The sequence below is a fragment of the Sphingobacterium sp. UBA7625 genome, assembly GCF_002484085.1.
Lineage (GTDB): Bacteria > Bacteroidota > Bacteroidia > Sphingobacteriales > Sphingobacteriaceae > Sphingobacterium > Sphingobacterium athyrii.
On record NZ_DLJD01000051.1, the window covers coordinates 313,934 to 331,913 of the forward strand.

At 40.1% G+C, this 17,980-nt stretch carries 14 protein-coding genes and 1 pseudogene; 10 read left to right on the forward strand and 5 right to left on the reverse strand.

Features of this window, described 5'->3' with window-relative positions; translation table 11 throughout:
- The 3 genes and pseudogenes from B4G94_RS21495 to B4G94_RS21505 form a co-directional block, all read right to left on the reverse strand.
- A pseudogene (locus B4G94_RS21495) lies at positions 1-151 on the reverse strand (Hsp70 family protein); the annotation flags it as partial.
- A 150-nt stretch (positions 152-301) separates the two neighbouring features.
- Positions 302-1,186: a GLPGLI family protein gene (locus B4G94_RS21500; RefSeq protein ID WP_286861850.1), complete on the reverse strand. Its 885-nt coding sequence runs from the start codon at positions 1,184-1,186 to the stop codon at positions 302-304.
- On the reverse strand, positions 1,179-3,797 hold the full coding sequence (locus B4G94_RS21505; protein WP_286861852.1) for a TonB-dependent receptor: 2,619 nt from the start codon (positions 3,795-3,797) through the stop codon (positions 1,179-1,181). The genes B4G94_RS21500 and B4G94_RS21505 overlap by 8 nt, the downstream gene beginning before the upstream one ends.
- A 204-nt stretch (positions 3,798-4,001) precedes the next feature.
- Here B4G94_RS21505 and B4G94_RS21510 point away from each other — a divergent pair, with 204 nt between their 5' ends.
- On the forward strand, positions 4,002-4,556 hold the full coding sequence (locus B4G94_RS21510; protein WP_286861854.1) for a thioredoxin family protein: 555 nt from the start codon (positions 4,002-4,004) through the stop codon (positions 4,554-4,556).
- 72 nt (positions 4,557-4,628) lie between these two features.
- Here the strand turns inward: B4G94_RS21510 and B4G94_RS21515 are convergent, their stop codons facing one another.
- Positions 4,629-5,327, reverse strand: coding sequence for an ankyrin repeat domain-containing protein (locus B4G94_RS21515; protein WP_286861856.1), 699 nt, complete (start codon positions 5,325-5,327; stop codon positions 4,629-4,631).
- A gap of 180 nt (positions 5,328-5,507) precedes the next feature.
- Between B4G94_RS21515 and B4G94_RS21520 the strand changes: the two genes are divergently transcribed.
- From B4G94_RS21520 to B4G94_RS21530, 3 genes are all read left to right on the forward strand, one after another.
- Positions 5,508-5,870 carry an MmcQ/YjbR family DNA-binding protein gene (locus B4G94_RS21520; protein ID WP_286861858.1) on the forward strand — a complete coding sequence of 121 codons (363 nt, stop codon included), beginning with the start codon at positions 5,508-5,510 and terminating at the stop codon, positions 5,868-5,870.
- A gap of 146 nt (positions 5,871-6,016) precedes the next feature.
- The gene (locus B4G94_RS21525; RefSeq protein ID WP_286861860.1) at positions 6,017-7,159 is read left to right on the forward strand and encodes a PCMD domain-containing protein; all 1,143 of its coding nucleotides are present in this window, start codon (positions 6,017-6,019) and stop codon (positions 7,157-7,159) included.
- Between the two features lie 188 nt (positions 7,160-7,347).
- Positions 7,348-8,091 (forward strand): porin family protein, encoded by a 744-nt coding sequence (locus B4G94_RS21530; protein WP_286861861.1) that lies wholly within the window; start codon positions 7,348-7,350, stop codon positions 8,089-8,091.
- A gap of 137 nt (positions 8,092-8,228) precedes the next feature.
- Here the strand turns inward: B4G94_RS21530 and B4G94_RS21535 are convergent, their stop codons facing one another.
- Complete coding sequence (locus B4G94_RS21535) at positions 8,229-9,191, reverse strand: isopenicillin N synthase family dioxygenase (protein ID WP_108634811.1); 963 nt, start codon at positions 9,189-9,191, stop codon at positions 8,229-8,231.
- Between the two features lie 279 nt (positions 9,192-9,470).
- On the opposite strand from B4G94_RS21535, the gene B4G94_RS21540 reads away from it, so the two are divergent.
- From B4G94_RS21540 to B4G94_RS21565, 6 genes are all read left to right on the forward strand, one after another.
- Positions 9,471-9,911 (forward strand): MarR family winged helix-turn-helix transcriptional regulator, encoded by a 441-nt coding sequence (locus B4G94_RS21540; RefSeq protein ID WP_108634812.1) that lies wholly within the window; start codon positions 9,471-9,473, stop codon positions 9,909-9,911.
- Positions 9,912-9,951: 40 nt separating this feature from the next.
- Positions 9,952-12,381 (forward strand): 3-hydroxyacyl-CoA dehydrogenase/enoyl-CoA hydratase family protein, encoded by a 2,430-nt coding sequence (locus tag B4G94_RS21545; RefSeq protein ID WP_286861865.1) that lies wholly within the window; start codon positions 9,952-9,954, stop codon positions 12,379-12,381.
- A gap of 38 nt (positions 12,382-12,419) precedes the next feature.
- The gene (locus B4G94_RS21550; RefSeq protein ID WP_108634813.1) at positions 12,420-12,779 is read left to right on the forward strand and encodes a four helix bundle protein; all 360 of its coding nucleotides are present in this window, start codon (positions 12,420-12,422) and stop codon (positions 12,777-12,779) included.
- A gap of 54 nt (positions 12,780-12,833) precedes the next feature.
- Positions 12,834-14,009 (forward strand): acetyl-CoA C-acyltransferase, encoded by a 1,176-nt coding sequence (locus B4G94_RS21555; RefSeq protein WP_286861867.1) that lies wholly within the window; start codon positions 12,834-12,836, stop codon positions 14,007-14,009.
- A gap of 133 nt (positions 14,010-14,142) precedes the next feature.
- The gene (locus B4G94_RS21560) at positions 14,143-15,924 is read left to right on the forward strand and encodes an acyl-CoA dehydrogenase family protein (protein ID WP_286861869.1); all 1,782 of its coding nucleotides are present in this window, start codon (positions 14,143-14,145) and stop codon (positions 15,922-15,924) included.
- A gap of 121 nt (positions 15,925-16,045) precedes the next feature.
- Entirely contained in the window at positions 16,046-17,302 is a 1,257-nt protein-coding gene (locus B4G94_RS21565; RefSeq protein WP_286861871.1) for a YeiH family protein, read from the forward strand.
- The last annotated feature ends 678 nt before the right edge of the window (positions 17,303-17,980 follow it).

A 17,980-nucleotide genomic window follows, 5' to 3' on the forward strand; every position in this document is an offset into this window, starting at 1 on the left:
ATGAAAGTCCCATAAAACGTTTAATAGAATAAATAGTTTTATGCGGATTAGTAATTGCTTGACGTTTAGCTGGATCACCCACTTTACGTTCACCACCTTCTACGAAAGCTACAATGGAAGGAGTGGTACGCTTACCTTCGTTGTTCGTAATTANNTATAATTTTAGACATATCTTGTATTTTAATTTTTTACTTAATAAATTCTATCACTCTATTATCAACCCTTATGCCAATCCGAATGTTTTGTAAAAAAATCACTATTTGTCATCAATTTGTCCTTAGGTACTGCCAAACTGACATTTTCAATAGACAAGTTGCTCCAAGATCCGTTTTTTTGCTGACTCATTTTGCCGGTTGCGTGGCATATATCTGCCAAAGAGCGCCGAAAATTCCTCCAATTTCATCTGCTTTGATTTTTTGTCCCGCCAATCTGTGGGGACCAGATTATTGGTATAAGCGATATTTGTTGCCCAGTATTGGATGTGCATCTCTGGTATGACCAGCCCCAATATCATGCCCGGAAGACCATGGCTCAGGGCAGGACCTGCAGAGACCGGTATTTCCTCGGCATAGTAGGCGATCAGATAAAGGGAGTCTTTTGTAGCCCCATTAACCCTTCGGCAGTTGATGCCGGCGATATTACGAAATTCCTCGGTAAAGCGCCAGGTAATGCTGTCCAAGGTTTCGGAAAGTAAATATTTCTCATCGATATCCAATTGAATGTCGGCTGTTCCGGCTTTTAAATCCTGGTAAAGTACTTTTCCATTTTTATTGGCTCCGCCTCTGAGCATACCCCGTTGGTTTCCGCCTCTTCCGCCCCGTGCCCCTCCTTGATTTCTGCCGCCTCTGCCACTAGCAGTAATACTTGGAGCCCGCATTTTGCCTTCTCCGTTCTGCTTTTCGGCACTTGTGCTCTCTTCGGGCATAAGCACGGTAGCATTCTCATCAAAGTATAGGTTCATTCGATCCGTATGCGATTCCGGCATCTTATCGAGGTGCTCCATAAAACCCATGCCCCGATCCATCATTTTTGAGCTCATGTCATTGGACATTTGTCGCATGCGGGCTTTTGTATACGTCACCTTGTCAAAACTAATGGTCCCCCTATTGCCAAAATAGGCGTATTGTGCCTGGAGAGATAATCCGGTGAGACAGGATATAATAATGGTCAAATATGTTTTAATCATTGCTTTTTCCTAAATATTTATTAAAATCCCATTTGACACCAACTAAAAAATACTGTGTCAATACCTGTTGGGTTGATTCCGAGTAATTGGTATCACTGCCATTCCGACGTGTATTGTTAAACGTATTGAAGAGGTCAAAGGCTTTCAGGCTGACTGTCAGACTCTCATCCTTCAATACCTTTTTCTCCAGTTCCAGGTTGGTATAAAATTGATTAATAGATTTCTTGTACAGTTTAGTAGGCCCGGTATAGCTATAGTAAATGTTTGTCATGATGTTAAATTTCTTCGGTAGAAAATATTTGATATATCCCGAAGCCCCACCTTCAAAATTAGTTGCGTTATATTGTGTGTTTATAGAATTTTGTTGTGCATTGAGCCCTGCATTCACTGAGAGGTCAAAATCAAATCCTTCTGAATCTTGCTCATTTAAACTCGACCCGAGGCCGAAAGAGGTGTTTTTTGAATTGTTCAGGAGAAACTCACCTTGAGATTGGCCGTTTTCAAATTTAGTGTAGCTATAACTATTGTTATATCTGATGTTTGCACTTTTATTGAAGTTAATGCGACGGTTGGCCAATGGTTGCATGTGATTGATGTTCAATCCGCCATTCCAGTTCGATTTGCCGGATAAATTTTCATAGCTACTGATCTGGGCCGAATTCTCCATAACTGTTGTCTTATTGACAATAGGGTTGTTGACAAATGAGAAATTTCCGTTCACGTTAATGTTGGTTCCTTTTAATAAGCTGAAAGCATTAAAATTTGCCGAGATGTTATTATTGACAGCCCGTTTGAGGTCCGGATTACCGATCTGTTGAAACAAAGGATTTGTTTGAGGTTGCAGCGGCTGTAACTGATCGAACGAAGGAATGATATTCGAGCTCTGGTAGGCCAGTCGGATATTTTTACTGTTTGAAATCCGGTAATTGGCATCAACGTTTAGATTGTTGTCCCAGAAATTCCTTGAAAGGTTTATATCCCGGTCACTATCGCTTAGTTTTTGATTTTTGTAAAATGTTCGGTTGGAGAAATTAACCTCAAATTTATCTTTCCGATAAGACAGATGAACATTGACTCCCTGGTTGGTATTATTGTCGATCTGATTTTTAGAGTATAATGGATCTTTCACATTCGTGGCGATGTCTGTTGATACCTGTTCATTCCTGTTGTGTGACTGATTGAAGCTGTAGCCCAAGGCTAAGTTCATGGCATCATTTAGCCTGTTGTTAAAATTCAGTGAAGTAGAAAAATTGTTGCCTTTGTTATTACTGAGCCTATTTTGATCAATACGCGTTGTATCACTGCTTTTATAAAGAATAGTCTTGGAATTTACCTTGCTGTAGGATTCAGATTCATTAAAGCTATTCCCGACCATTAGATTCAATGAGCTGCCGGCTTTGAGTCTTTTTCTATAATTCAGGCGAAAATTATTACTTTGGCTCGAAGTATTTGATTCATTTTTTTCCTTGAAAGAGCTAACTGAATCTCTTGCAGCATCTGTGGTGAAACTTTCTGACTGACTAAAACTGAAATTATTCGACCAGTTTCCGTTGGCTTGAAGTTCTATATTTTGGGTTGAATCTATTCGCATGGAAAGATTGGATCTGACACCATTGCTTCTTGCACTATTTTCGTTGTAATTTTTGCTGTTTCGTTCTAGAATCGAGTTGTCTGGGAGGATGTTCTTGTTGTAATCTTCAGACTGATTTTTGTTGCTGCTGTTATTGTAATTATAATTGGCATTTACCTTTAATGCTTTTTTGAGAAACTGATTTTCATAGTTCGCCCCCAAGGAGGTGTTTAGCGGTTGGCCCGTAATCTGGTTGTTCATCCGCAAAGAGCCTTCACGGCTATTGGAACTTCCCATGTTATTGTGATTGGCGGTGATGCCAATCCGTTCAGTTTGGTTGAATTTAGCTGCAAACAAGTTTCCGGCGTAGAGCTCTTTTGTTCCGCCTAAAACCTCCGTACTTCCAAAGATACCTTTTCTGGCCTTTTCTTTCAACACGACATTGACTGTCTGAATCCGAACACCGTCATCTATGCCTGAAAGTTCGGCCTCTTCTGATTTTTTCTCATACAATTGCACTTTGTCCACCGCATCGGCGCGGACATTCCGGATGGCAATTTTAGGGTCATAGCCAAAAAACTCTTCGCCATCAATAAAGACTTTCTGTACCGTTTTGCCCTGCGCTGTGATATTCCCGTCACCGGACACCGTGAAACCTGGCAATCTTCGAAAAAGATCTTCGAGTTTTGCATTTTTCTCGGTTGCGAAACTTGCCGCATCATATTCTATTGTGTCCCCTTTAAGCGTTATGGGTAATCGACGTGTAATAATAACTTCCTCCAGTACATTTCTTTGCGAATTGATTTTAATGTCGCTGAGATCAATGTCCTTATCTTTGATGTCGATGGTGTCGCTATAAAGTTCAAATTTGGGATAAGTAGCCAGAATGATATAACTCCCGGGTTTAATGTTTTTGATCTGAAATTTCCCCTCTTCATTGGCTCTGTTAAAATAACGGAGCACGGAGTCCCTGTTCAATAGGATGACCGAGGCATTAGTTAAAGGCTTATTGTCAGCTTTATCTAAAATTTTCCCCTTCATACTCGTTTGGGAATAAGCGGTGCTGATTATGAAAAATAATAGAAATAATTGAATTAATCTTTTCATTTACTGGTTGTATCTGCCAAAGATAATTTAGTTAATTGTTAATAAGTGTGAAATCTCATCGGGGAATGTAAAATCTTTGGTATACAGAAATTTTGAGAAAGTTGGATCTAAAAATTACCTTTGCACAAAATTGATTTTATGACGTTTGAAAATTATTTGCAACAATTCGAAGATATATTGAATCATCCTGAAAATCACCCGACATATCAGGATGACGAATACTATCAGTACACCAAAATGAACTGGACAAGAATGGGGCGTTGGTTAAAACGTTTTGAGCCAAGCGAGGCGTTTCAGCGGTTTGTCAACACGATTGCGGAAAAACAACAATGGATCATTATTACCGAACCTTGGTGTGGCGATGCTGCGCATTCTGTACCAATGCTTGCTAAGATGGCTGCCCAAAATCCCAATATTACCGTCGATATCCAATTGCGTGACAGTGCACCCTTTTTGATAGATTCGTATCTAACCAAAGGGGGGAAGTCTATCCCAATTTTGGTGATTCGAAATCAGGATGGCGTAGATTTGGCTGTCTGGGGTCCGCGACCAAAGGACTGTCAAGATCTATTCTTAAACTTAAAAGAGCAAGGAAAAGATTTCTCGGATATTAAAGAAGAGATTCAAAAATGGTACAATGCCGACAAAGGAACGGCGATCCAAAAAGAAATTCAGACACTTTTACAAAAATAGGTGTCAATAAAAGCGATACCGAAAATGCTTAGTCCAGGGAGAACCACATCTAATAGATGTGATTCTCCTTTTTTATTTTCCGTCGCCTTTCGCTTCCAGTAAGGCAACAATTTTATTAAATCCTTTTTTTCTTGCATGCTCAACTGGGGTTATACCTTCATGATCGGCGATGTTTTTATCACTATTTGCGTCGAGTAATATTTGGACAATATCCACATATTTTTGACTGCCATCTCCAAGTATGATTGCTTCCAATAATCCGGTCCAACCCAATCTATTAATGTGGTCGACGGGAAAGCCTTTTGTATGGGCAAGTAACCTAACGGTTTCCACATGGCCGCGTTCACAGGCAGGAATAAGTGCAGTGCCGTTATACCGATTGAAGACCTTGAAGTCTGCACCATGATCAAGGTAAAGTTTAACCAGTTCGGTATACCCCGAAGCCCCGGCGTATAGGAAGGAGCTATTTAAACTATTATCCTGAAGGTTGACGTTTGCGCCATGCTCAAGAAGTAACTTAGCCATGGCAAGATCTTTCTTTTCTGTTGCAACTAATAATAACGGCTTGGAATCATTGCTTTTTTGGTTTGCATCGGCGCCAGCTTCCAATAGTTTTTTTGCTATAGTATGCTGCCCCTTGGAAACGGCTTCGACGATGTTGTCCTGAGTCATATTGTCTTGATTTGTATTGTCTATACTTTTACATTGTATCGGGAGTGTCGATATAGATATAATGGTGAGTAGAATTATTCTGATATATAATTTTTTCATCTGCTAGCTGTGTTAATGATCTTTTTTAGTCCGCTTAGATTCTTTACGTAATTTGACCTATTACAAATTTAATCACAAATCTGAGCTGTTGTTTTGTTAAATTTATATTGATTATTGTCAAATTTATACGTAAATAAGAGCGTTGATGGTTGCGAATGAGTTAAATCAAACTAAGAAAATATGAATATTGAAGAGTTAAGAGATTATTGCCTTTCCATTGGTCCGGTGGCAGAGGAGACTCCGTTTGGTCCAGATACCTTGGTATTTAAGGTGGGCGGCAAGATATTTTTATTGGTGGGGCTGGATCAGATCGACGGGTTACGATTCAATGTGAAATGTGATCCGGAGAAAGCTGTTGAACTCAGAGAACGGTATGATCAGACAGTACTACCCGGTTATCACATGAACAAAAAGCACTGGAACACCGTGATTGCAAATCAGGAATTGAATGACGGTGCATTGGAAGAACTTATTACACATAGCTATAATCTGATTGTTGAGAGCTTGCCAACAAAAGTCAAACAGGAAATCAAAGACGCTTAACTGCCTGTTGCAGTGTAAAGAATTGGTTGCCTAGAAAGAAAAGGTGATTGAAATGTCTTTTTTTGGAGGTTAGATCGGTAGCTTTGTGCTCGTTTCAATGCATTGTCAACAGCATTGGGAATATATTTACACTAATACTATTTTTTATGAAACAAAGACGAATTTACCCTTGGGTAATTTGTTTTATGCTACTTTTTAGTCTGGGGAGTTGCATAAAAGAGGAGGCATTAAATGCCGAAGCAGATATTGAAGGAGCTACTATTGCCCAAAGTGATCAATTTCTAAAGAGAAAACCTTCCATTGATAATAATACAGTTGTTTTTCCGCTAAAACGTTTCACGGGAAGTTATGTGCATTCACCTGAATTTGTACTAACACCTGGGGCGACGATAGAGCCGAAGAGCGGAACCCAACTTGATTTCACTGAACCACAGAAATACACGGTTACTTCTGAGGATGGCGCTTGGTCCAAGACCTATACTGTCTCATTTGTTATTGATGAAGGCGCAGATTTGTATTCGGCGTTTGAATATGCTGAGGTAGTAGATACTAAAAGTCCGGAAGGGCATTACCACAAATTTTATGACCTAACAAAACTTGGACAGAAGACATACAGCTGGGCGACAGCGAATGATGGCTATAATATTTTGGCGGCAACGCTTGTTGGGGAAGGAGAAAAATTAGTTCCTAGTTTTTATCCAACATCCCAGATTAATGATGGATATATTGGCAAAGGAGCACGGCTCGTGACTAAGAGTACAGGTTCTTTGGGAGGGATTTTCGGCACTCCATTAGCTGCCGGCAATTTATTTCTAGGTACATTCCAAACGACTTTTCCTACGATCAAATCTCCGCGCTTTGGAACATTGTACGAGGAAAAAACTGCGCCATTGGCTATAAAAGGCTTTTTTAAGTATAAAGCGGGTGAAAAGTTTGTTGTCAATAATAAACCATCATCGCTCACCAAGGATACCTGGGATGGTTATGCCCTCTTATTTGAAAGAGCTTTACCACCCAATGATGATTTTTTGTCGGGTGACCATGGATTTGTTGATAAGCGAATTGTTGCAATAGCACGGGTCGGAGCCAAAGAACAGATCGAAACTAACGAATGGACCGCATTTAGCTTACCATTTTCTTTTGTAAATGGTAAATCATTTGATCCCAATAAAGAATATATGTATACGATTGTATTTAGCTCGAGTAAAGAAGGAGATAAATTTAACGGTGCCGTGGGGAGTACATTGCTTATTGATGAAGTTGAACTTGTCGTCGATGATGCCAAATAATCATTGGTTCATAGTTTGAATTAAACGATAGGGGCATACAATCAATTTGATATTGTTAGCTAGGTGAATTTACAAGAATGCTCGTCGGAAGGAGAACAGATCGTCGACAGATCAATAACTATCTTCAAGACAAACATACATCAAAAGAATATTTAATGAACAGGATACTTTATATAATAGCTATTTTCATGATAGCGACCGGGTATGTACAGGCTCAAAATAGTCCGTCAAACCGCAATCCAAATTTTTTTAATACAGATATTGATTACTCGGTACAGGCTCAATTCAGTATTGGTGGTAGTAGTCCATTGGGTCTTCCTAAGACAATACGTAAAATAGAAAGTTACAATCCCGGGCTTCAGGTAGGTCTGGAGGCAAATGCGACAAAGTGGCTGCAGGAAAATAAAAAGTGGGGGATTCGTACAGGAATCCGTTTTGAAACAAAAGGCATGAAAACCGAAGCCCGTGTGAAAAATTACCTTACTGAAATTGTGAAAGATAATTCAAAGGTGAAAGGGTACTATACTGGGAAAGTGGAAACTAATGTGCAAAACACTTACCTGACATTGCCTGTTTTAGCTGTGTACAGATTGTCCGATCATTGGAATTTATATGGCGGATTGTATTTCTCGGCATTGCTGGATAATACATTCGATGGCAATGTGTCAGATGGATATTTGAGACAAAACACGCCGGTAGGAACAAAAATTACTTTCGAAGAGGGGAGTCAAGCTTCTTATGATTTCTCTGACAATATACGAAAATTTCATTGGGGGGCACAACTTGGAACGGAGTGGAAAATGAATCGACATTTTAAACTGTTGACAGACCTTACCTATGGCTTTAATAATATCTTGGAAAAAGATTTTACCTCCATAGATTTTGGTATGCATAATATCTATCTTAATGTAGGATTTGGATACAACTTCTAATAGAAACGGATCGTATACAATCTGATTATATCATTGATTATTTATAGCATAATTCTATTAGCATAAAATAAAAACAGTCCGTTAGCAATCAAACTAACGGACTGTTTTTATTTAGTGCTTAAACGAAGCTACTCATATTACATTTTCAAACCGATTTCTCTTAATCTTTCATCTAGATATTCACCTGCGGTATAGTCTTCATAGGCCTTTGGATGAGCTGCGTCAATGCAAGATTCCAATGAGGCCAAGCTCATCGAAGATTTTGGATGTAAAAAGAACGGAATGGAAAAGCGGGAAGTGCCCATTTTTTCACGAGGAGGATTAACAACGCGGTGAGTTGTTGATTTAAGTTTGTTGTTGGTCAAACGCTGCAACATGTCACCTACGTTAATGACGATATCCTCTCCCTTTGCTTTGATCGGAAACCATTCGCCATCTTTTGTCAAAACTTCCAGTCCATCTGCGCTAGCACCGATTAATAGTGTAATCAGGTTGATATCTTCATGCGCACCAGCACGTACAGCGTCAGGAGCCAATGCATCAGGATCCGTAATTGGGAAATAATGGATCGCACGCAAGATAGAGTTGCCATTGATTACAAATTTCTCAAAATAATTTTCTTCAAGATCTAGGTAAGTCGCGATTGCTTTTAGTAATTCACGCCCTGTGTCTTCTAGTTTTTTATAAACTTCAGCTGTTACGCCATTAAAACGAGGTATTTCTTCCACTTGTGGATTGTCTGGGAAGTCCGCTTTTGAATACTCTTCACCAACGATCGTCTGACCACGTTGCCAGAATTCTTTTAGATCTGGAGTTTTTGCATCTTTCGCTTTTTCTCTTCCCTTAGCCGTGTATCCACGTTGGCCTGCAAGCTCAGGAAATTCATACTTTTCTTTTATCTCTGTTGGTAAACCAAAGAATTCCGGAACGACCTGATATAATTCCTCAATTAATTCTTTTGATAAACCATGATTTGCAATCGTTACAAAGCCCGTTTCGTTAAAAGCCTTGCCAATATCTTGAATAAATTGATTTCGTTGTTCTTGGGTTCCTTGTGTATAATGCAACAAGTCCAAGCGTGGTATGTTTACTAAAGCCATACGGTGTCGATATTTGTTTAGGACAAATTTAACGCAATTAATTTTGAATATTGCACATTGGCTGTTAATAAAAGTTTTGCGTTTTACTTTATTTAACTGGATTTCAGTTGTTAAAAGTTTTCCACATTTCGATTTTGGTCATAAAAAAGCAAGAAAAGTGATTCTAGAAAGATGAGGACAGGGAATTAACAAAATTTGCATTTTCAAGTTTGTTATTCTAATTCTTAACTATTATATTTGTTATGCAAGCATAATAATAAAATCGCTTGTGAATACGCTATGAACCAAAATCAGACAATCGACTATTTTTTAAAAACAGGTTGGCAGACAATCGCCAATAAATATAATCAAATTGCTTCACAGTATGGTTTTACCCAAGCAGCGGGTTATATTTTAATCAATATCCATAAAGAGGGTACGCCTGTTTCTCAGATTGCGAATTTGACCGGGGTCAAAACAACTAGTTTGTCCCGGGTGTTGAATAATTTAGAGTCCTTGGGATTTATCTACCGAGAGACCAGTACAACGGATAAACGCTCTGTCAAAGTATACCTGACAGAGTTAGGGCGCGAGAAGAGAAGGATTGCGAAAGATGTGGTGCGCAATTTTAATCAGTATCTCGCTGAGAATTTTTCGGAAAATGAACGTGATCAATTAATTGCTTCTCTGGCTAAGCTCAATGAGTTGGCAACCAATTATAAGGAAGAAGTAATTGTGTAGAAGTTAAACCAAATGTACGGATGTGCATGATAAATATGTTATGATGAACAGAAATATTAGAAAAGTGGCAGTTCTCGGTTCGGGTGTTATGGGCTCGCGAATTGCTTGTCATTTTGCTAACATTGGTGTCGAAGTCCTGTTGCTGGATATTATTCCCCGTGAACTGCTGCCTGCAGAACAAGCAAAAGGTCTAACGTTGGAGAGTAAGACCGTTCGGGATCGAATTGTCAATACTTCGTTAGAAACAGCTTTAAAGACAAATCCTTCACCAATTTACAGCAAGTCATTTGTAAAACGTATCAAGACAGGCAATTTTGAGGATAACCTCAAAGATATTGCTCAGGCCGACTGGATTATTGAGGTTGTTGTAGAACGCTTAGATATTAAGAAGTCTGTTTTTGATCGTGTCGAACAGTTCCGTAAACCGGGGACATTGATTACTTCCAATACTTCTGGTATTCCTATTCATCTCATGACTGAGGGGCGTAGTGAAGACTTTAAAGATCATTTCTGTGGTACACACTTTTTCAACCCACCACGTTATCTAACTTTGTTGGAAGTAATTCCTACACCGCACACAAAGCCAGAAGTTGTTGATTTTGTCCTTCATTTTGGAGATAAGATGTTGGGTAAAACGGTTGTTCTTTGTAAGGATACACCCGCATTTATCGGTAACAGGATCGGTGTTTATTCGATGCTTGCTGTGACTCATCTGGTAGAACCTTTAGGCCTGACAGTTGAGGAAGTGGATAAATATACAGGTCCGGCAATGGGACATCCAAAATCGGCTACTTTCCGTACCGCGGATGTTGTCGGTCTCGATACCTTGGTTAATGTCGCTAACGGTCTGGCGCAGAATGCGCCTGAAGACGAGGCAAAAGGTGTCTTCCAGCTTCCGGCCTTTATTAGTAAGATGGTTGAAAACAAGTGGCTCGGGGAAAAGACAAAAAAGGGATTTTATGAAAAGGTAAAAGCTGCTGATGGTAATTCTGAAATTCTTTCGCTTGATCTTAAAACACTCACATTTGGTTCTCAGCAAAAAGTTAAGTCTTCAACTTTAGAGGCGACCAAGCCCGTTGAAGATATCCGTAGACGGATGAAAGTCTATGAACAAGGAACAGACAAGGCGGCGGAGCTCTTCCGTGCTATGCATTATCCTTTATTTGAATATGTTTCACGCCGTGTTCCTGAAATCACAGATGATTTCTTCCGTATAGATGATGCCATGCGCGCTGGATTTGGCTGGGAATTGGGGCCATTTGAAGTCTGGGATGCTTTGGGGGTTCGCGAGACATTGGCTAAGATCAAGGCCGAAGAGAAGCGTTTGCCCGGTCAAGATGGCGAAGTGGCATCCTGGGTGCATGAAATGTTGGATTCAGGACATGAATCTTTCTATAAAATAGAAAATGGTGTTCGCTATTACTATGATATCGCATCCAAATCCTATAAACCTATTCCTGGAACCGAAGATTTAATTGTATTGGATGATATCCGTGAAAGCAAAACCATCTGGAAAAATACAGGTGTTTCTATTATTGACCTCGGTGATGGAATTATCAATTGCGAGTTTCATACCAAGATGAATACCATTGGTGGTGATGTGATTCAGGGTTTGAATAAAGCGATAGATCTGGCTGAAAAAGAATACCGTGGACTGGTTGTTTCCAATGATGGGAAGAATTTTTCTGCAGGAGCGAATATCGGAATGATATTCATGATGGCCGTAGAACAGGATTTTGATGAACTAAATATGGCTGTTCGAGCCTTTCAAAATACTTCCATGCGCTTGCGCTATTCATCTATTCCAGTTGTCGTAGCACCGTTTCAGATGACCTTAGGCGGTGGCTGTGAATTTTCAATGCATGCAGATTTTGTGCAGGCGCACGCCGAAACCTATATGGGCTTAGTGGAACTGGGCGTAGGTGTTATCCCAGGTGGTGGTGGAACTAAGGAATTTGCATTGCGTGCTTCCGAAGAATTTAAAGATGACCAGATCGTTCAGAATACATTAAAGGATAAATTCCTGACCATTGGTCAGGCTAAAGTCTCGACCTCGGCTTACGAGGCCTATGAGCTGGGATATCTACAGAAAGATAAATTTGCCATCACGATGAACCGTGCGCGTTTACTTGCTGATGCAAAGGCAAAAGCATTGGAGCTGGCCGATGAAGGATATGTGCAACCGGCACCACGCAACGATATAAAAGTGTTGGGCAATCAAGGTTTAGGTATCGTATATGTAGGTGCATCTTCGATGCGTGAAGGAAATTATATCTCGGACTATGACCGAAAGATCTCGGAAAAATTGGGTTGGGTGATGTGTGGGGGCAATCTGTCATCGCCAACGGAAGTCTCCGAACAATATTTGTTGGATCTTGAGCGCAAAACATTCCTCGAACTCTGTGCTGAACGTAAAACACTTGAAAGAATTCAGTACATGTTGACAAAAGGGAAGCCTTTACGGAATTAGATTGTAGATGTGAGCTATTAGATTTGAGATAAGAGATTATGCATGCTTTAAAAGAATTGAAAGTTTGGCAAAGAGCAATAGAATTATCCACAGCGGTATATACAGCTGTTGTAGATTTTCCAATGGATGAAAAATATGGGCTTACATCTCAAATTAAACGTTCGGTTGTGTCTATTGCATCTAATATTGCTGAAGGAGCAGGGAGAAATACGAAAAATGAATTTGTTCATTTTCTCGGTATCGCAAATGGATCTTCTTTCGAGTTGCAGACTCAGCTAATTATAGCTCATAACCTGAATTTAATAGATAAGGATAAAGTAGAACAATTGTGTTCTCATATAGATGAGATTCAAAAGATGATTTTTGGATTTCTTAAAAATTTAAAAACTAATATGTGACATTGGAATATCTCAAATCTCATATCTCCGATCTCACATCTTAATACTCAAATAATGGAAGCATACATAGTAGCAGGATTTCGTACAGCAGTAGGTAAAGCGCCTCGAGGAGGGTTTCGCTTTATGCGGGCTGATGATTTAGCATCAGATGTGATTAAACATCTTGTGTCCACTGTGCCAAATTTAAATAAAGAAGATATAGATGATGTCATTGTAGGGAATGCGATGCCTGAGGCGGAGCAGGGGCTTAATATGGCACGTTTTATTTCCCTGATGGGTTTAGATACCGATAAAGTGCCAGGCGTTACCGTCAATCGGTATTGTGCCTCTGGATTGGAAACGATCGCTACAGCGGTTGCAAAGATCAAGACAGGTATGGCAGATGTTATTATCGCCGGTGGAGTTGAAGTGATGTCCGGAATGCCTTTCGGGGGCTGGAAAATTGTTCCCAACCCTGTTGTTGCCAAAGAGCATCCCGATTGGTATTGGGGTATGGGGCTCACAGCGGAGGCTGTAGCGAAAGATTATAATGTCTCCCGTGAAGATCAAGATGCCTTTGCATTGAAGTCTAATCAAAAGGCTGTTGCCGCTATTCAAAATGGTCATCTTAAAGATGGTATTGTGCCGATTACAGTCAAAGAGAACTACCTGAAAGACGGGAAGATCGCGACTCGTGAATATGTTGTAGATACCGATGAAGGGCCTCGTGCAGATACATCCTTGGAAGCTTTGGGTAAGTTGAAGCCTGTATTTGCGGCCAATGGTTCGGTGACAGCAGGAAACTCCTCACAGACATCGGATGGCGCAGCATTTGTGCTGGTGATGTCAGAGGCAAAAGTGAAAGAGTTGGGTGTTAAACCCATTGCCAAGTTGGTCAGTTTTGCTGTTGCAGGCGTACCACCGCGGATCATGGGAATCGGACCGATCTATGCGATACCAAAAGCTTTGGAACGGGCTGGACTTAAAAAAGAAGATATCGATTTGTTCGAATTGAATGAAGCTTTTGCTTCACAGTCTTTGGCCGTTATTCGTGAACTGGGACTTGATGAAGAAAAGGTCAATGTCAATGGGGGAGCGATAGCCTTGGGGCATCCGCTAGGCTGTACAGGAGCGAAGCTGACCGTGCAGGTTTTGCATGAATTGAAACGTCGTGGCAAAAAATATGGTATGGTGACGATGTGCGTGGGAACTGGTCAAGGAGCGGCCGGTATCTTTGAACTATTAGACTAAGTTCGGACACTAAAAATAACAGTATAAACCATTTTATTTGCTAATCTCATAGCAGATAAAAATATTCAAAATATTGTGTAAACCTGGGTGGTCAAAAGACTACTCAAGGGTTGCACCTCAAATCTAAAAAACAATGAGCGAAAATAAAGCAATCAAAGGCGGTGAGTTCGTTATTAGAGAGACTCCCTATACAGCTATTTTTATCCCGGAAGAGTTTGATGAAGAAGCAAAGATGATTCGTCAGACCTGTTTGGACTTTTTAGAGACAGAAGTATTAAATAAACTTGATCGTATTGACGCACAGGAAGAAGGATTGATGCCAAGCCTAATGGATAAAGCTGGTGAACTGGGTATGCTGGGGGTGTCGATTCCAGAGGAGTATGGTGGCTTTGGCAAAAACTTCAATACATCAATGCTTGTAGCGGAAGCCGTAGGTGGAGGTTTCTCTTTTGCCGTCGCTTTGTCTGCACATACAGGTATTGGTACTTTGCCTATTCTTTACTATGGTAATGCGGAGCAGAAAGCGAAGTATATTCCTAAACTTGCAACTGGCGAATGGAAGGCATCCTACTGTTTGACAGAACCAAATGCCGGATCAGATGCCAATTCTGGACGGACCTCTGCAAAACTAAATGCTGAAGGAACCCACTATCTGATCAACGGTCAGAAAATGTGGATTACCAACGGTGGATTTGCAGATATCTTTATTGTATTTGCAAAAATCGATGATGATAAAAACCTGACCGCATTTATTGTCGAAAAAGATTTTGGCGGAATCACCATGAACCCCGAAGAGCATAAATTGGGGATCAAAGGCTCTTCCACGCGTCAGATCTTCTTTAATGACTGTGCCGTTCCGGTTGAAAACATGCTATCCGAGCGGGAGAACGGATTTAAGATTGCCGTAAATATTCTGAATATCGGACGGATCAAGTTGGGGGCTGCGACAAATGGTTCAGCTCGTATGGTGATCAATCATGCTGTTCAATATGCCAATGAACGTGTGCAATTTAACTTGCCGATTTCTAAATTTGGTGCTATTCGATACAAATTGGCAGAGATGGCAACACGTTTGTTTGCTGTGGAATCCGCATCCTATCGCGCCGGTCAAAATATTGATGATGCCTACGATGCATTGATTGCAGGCGGTATGGATGAAGCAAAAGCCAAATTGAAATCCGTTGAACAATTTGCGATCGAGTGCGCCATTATCAAAGTATGGTGTTCAGAGATGTTAGATTATGTGGTGGATGAAGGAGTACAGATCTATGGCGGGATGGGCTATTCAGCCGATGCGCCGATGGAGCGTGCTTATCGCGATTCACGTATCAACAGGATCTTCGAGGGTACCAATGAGGTGAATAGACTGCTTGTTGTGGATATGTTATTAAAACGAGCCATGAAAGGTGAACTGGATCTGATGGGGCCAGCGCAGGCCGTGGCAAGTGAACTATTGGCTATTCCTGATTTCGGGGAAGAAGATGATGCTCCATTCGCGGCGGAGAAGAAAATTGTCGCCAACCTCAAAAAAGCAGGTCTGCTCATTGCTGGCGCTGCGGTTCAGAAGCTGATGATGTCACTTTCGAAAGAAGAAGAGATCCTGATGAATATCGCAGATATTATCGGTTACGTATACATTGCAGAATCCGTTCTGTTGCGCGCAGAAAAGCTTGTGCATACCGGTTCTGAAAAGGCCGAGTACGCGACAGATATGGCAAAGATCTATTTGTATGGTGCGATTGACAAAATTAATGCTGCAGGTAAGGAAGCTTTGTATTCCTTTGGCGAAGGCGATGAACTGAATATGATGCTTGTTGGATTACGCAGGTTCACAAAAGCGCAGCCATTCAACATCAAAGATGCACGTCAGCGGATTGCAAAAAAATTAATAGAAGAAAATAAATATTGTTTTTGATTGATAATGATTATTGGTTTTGGTTGTATGGCCGGAGAGAAATCTTCGGCCATTTTTGTGTTACAATAACCAAAAGTATCCGCAATTATAGTAAATTTAGCCTTTTAATACTAACCAATATATGGCATCGTCAAGATCATTTGCATTTACAGAAGACTGGGTAGTCGTCATTTTGGGACTCGCCACCATTTTTTTAGCACTTTCAGGTATTTTTGCGCCTGTACCTAATTTTTCCTGGAATAATTCTTCCGAATTGGCCGCTACAATTTTTGAGCCGGCCAATCTCAGTAAGATTTTTCAGCAGTTTATCTTCGTCTTTGTGACAGGTATTCTGGGGGCATTTTTGCTCGGTAAATCCGTCAAACATCTGCTGATCGTATTTCCGGTAGTTTTTATTCTGACCGTATTCGCCTTGATATTGGCAGGTAATTCGACAGTGAAAGAATATAATCTCGAAGCTGTTATTTTTAGTTTGATTATCGGTTTGATCATCAGTAATTGCTTTAAGTTGCCTACTTGGTTTAAAGAAGCCCTGAGCACCGAACTATATGTCAAGATCGGATTGATTTTACTGGGTACTACGGTGATCTTTGGCGATATTCTTAAGGCAGGTTCGCTGGGGCTTATTCAGGCTTTGGCGGTTGTGTTGTCAGTATGGTATTTTGCTTTTTGGCTCTGTAAAAAATTGAAGATAGACAAGGAAATGTCGTTGATGTTGTCCAGTGCGGTCTCCATTTGCGGTGTTTCCGCTGCCATAGCTACTTCCGGCGCGATTAAGGGTGATAGCAAAAAGCTCTCCTATGTGATTTCCCTAGTCTTGATCACCGCAATTCCAATGATGATTTTTATGCCTTATATGGCAGAATGGATGGGCTTGTCCCAAGAGGTGACCGGTGCGTGGTTAGGAGGTAGTATCGATACAACCGGAGCTGTTGTTGCTTCCGGTTCCCTGGTGGGAGAAGAGGCGTTAAAGATCAGCACAATTGTTAAATTTTCACAAAATGTATTGCTAGGACTTGCGGCATTTGCGATCAGTATCTATTGGACCTATGCAAAATCTGTGGATGATGAAACAAAGCGGGATAAACCGACGCTAAAGATTATCTGGGAACGCTTTCCTAAATTTGTGCTCGGGTTTGTATTTGCATCACTACTATTTTCATTTGTAATTTCTCCTGAAAAAATTGATACTATCAAGGGAAGTCTGAAAAATTTACAAGGCCTCTGGTTTACCCTGGCATTTACTTCGATCGGTCTGGAAACAAATTTCAAAGATCTTTTTGTGCAGGATAATAAGAAACCTCTTTATGCGTTTTTGATTGCGCAGACCTTTAATGTCGTAGTGACTTTGTTGATCGCATTGGTGCTGTTCCGATAGCTTATAGATAAAGATTATGGGCTGAATACTTTCGGAGCTAAATAACATTTAAAAAAAGTCTGCCATCCTTGGCGGACTTTTTTGTTCTAGCCTTTTTCATTTTCTAGATATAGTAATAGTCACGCCAAATGGCTTCCAAGAAAATAGAAGATGCAATTTTTTCTTACTAAAGTGTTTAGGTTGTCGGATAAGAGATTGTTGGTCGTACATGAAAAAGCAAAGTTAAATCTAAGGGGAAATCTCATGTACAGAAATAGATGTAAATGTATAAAATCTCTTTTTTACGATGTAAGTATCTGTTAATTAGTGTTTAATCGTATTTTTTGAAAAAATATTTATAAAATCTATCAAATTAGTAGTCTTTTAAAAAATATTTCTATATTTGTACTGTTATCCTGATTTACAGTGCGTCATGAAGGAGTAGCTGAAAAAATGAATATACTTAATTATGGAAAGAATGAAACAAGATTACTTTTTAAAAACAAGCTTACAAACTGCTTCGTTAGAAGTAGATTTTACTACCGTAGAAAATAGTGAAAAACGAATGTGTTGTTAAAATTTCTCTCTTACACTCTCTTATATTAGAAAAGGGAAGCCGAGGCTTCCCTTTTTAAACAAAGTTTTAACAATGAAACAAGTTCTATTGGCGTTGGCACTTGTTTATTTTCACTATTAAAC

Coding starts and splice junctions, on each gene's coding strand:
- B4G94_RS21500 (WP_286861850.1), bottom strand. CDS start 1,186: ATGATTAAAACATATTTGACCATTATTATATCCTGTCTCACCGGATTA.
- B4G94_RS21505 (WP_286861852.1), bottom strand. CDS start 3,797: ATGAAGGGGAAAATTTTAGATAAAGCTGACAATAAGCCTTTAACTAAT.
- B4G94_RS21510 (WP_286861854.1), top strand. CDS start 4,002: ATGACGTTTGAAAATTATTTGCAACAATTCGAAGATATATTGAATCAT.
- B4G94_RS21515 (WP_286861856.1), bottom strand. CDS start 5,327: ATGAAAAAATTATATATCAGAATAATTCTACTCACCATTATATCTATA.
- B4G94_RS21520 (WP_286861858.1), top strand. CDS start 5,508: ATGAATATTGAAGAGTTAAGAGATTATTGCCTTTCCATTGGTCCGGTG.
- B4G94_RS21525 (WP_286861860.1), top strand. CDS start 6,017: ATGAAACAAAGACGAATTTACCCTTGGGTAATTTGTTTTATGCTACTT.
- B4G94_RS21530 (WP_286861861.1), top strand. CDS start 7,348: ATGATAGCGACCGGGTATGTACAGGCTCAAAATAGTCCGTCAAACCGC.
- B4G94_RS21535 (WP_108634811.1), bottom strand. CDS start 9,191: ATGGCTTTAGTAAACATACCACGCTTGGACTTGTTGCATTATACACAA.
- B4G94_RS21540 (WP_108634812.1), top strand. CDS start 9,471: ATGAACCAAAATCAGACAATCGACTATTTTTTAAAAACAGGTTGGCAG.
- B4G94_RS21545 (WP_286861865.1), top strand. CDS start 9,952: ATGATGAACAGAAATATTAGAAAAGTGGCAGTTCTCGGTTCGGGTGTT.
- B4G94_RS21550 (WP_108634813.1), top strand. CDS start 12,420: ATGCATGCTTTAAAAGAATTGAAAGTTTGGCAAAGAGCAATAGAATTA.
- B4G94_RS21555 (WP_286861867.1), top strand. CDS start 12,834: ATGGAAGCATACATAGTAGCAGGATTTCGTACAGCAGTAGGTAAAGCG.
- B4G94_RS21560 (WP_286861869.1), top strand. CDS start 14,143: ATGAGCGAAAATAAAGCAATCAAAGGCGGTGAGTTCGTTATTAGAGAG.
- B4G94_RS21565 (WP_286861871.1), top strand. CDS start 16,046: ATGGCATCGTCAAGATCATTTGCATTTACAGAAGACTGGGTAGTCGTC.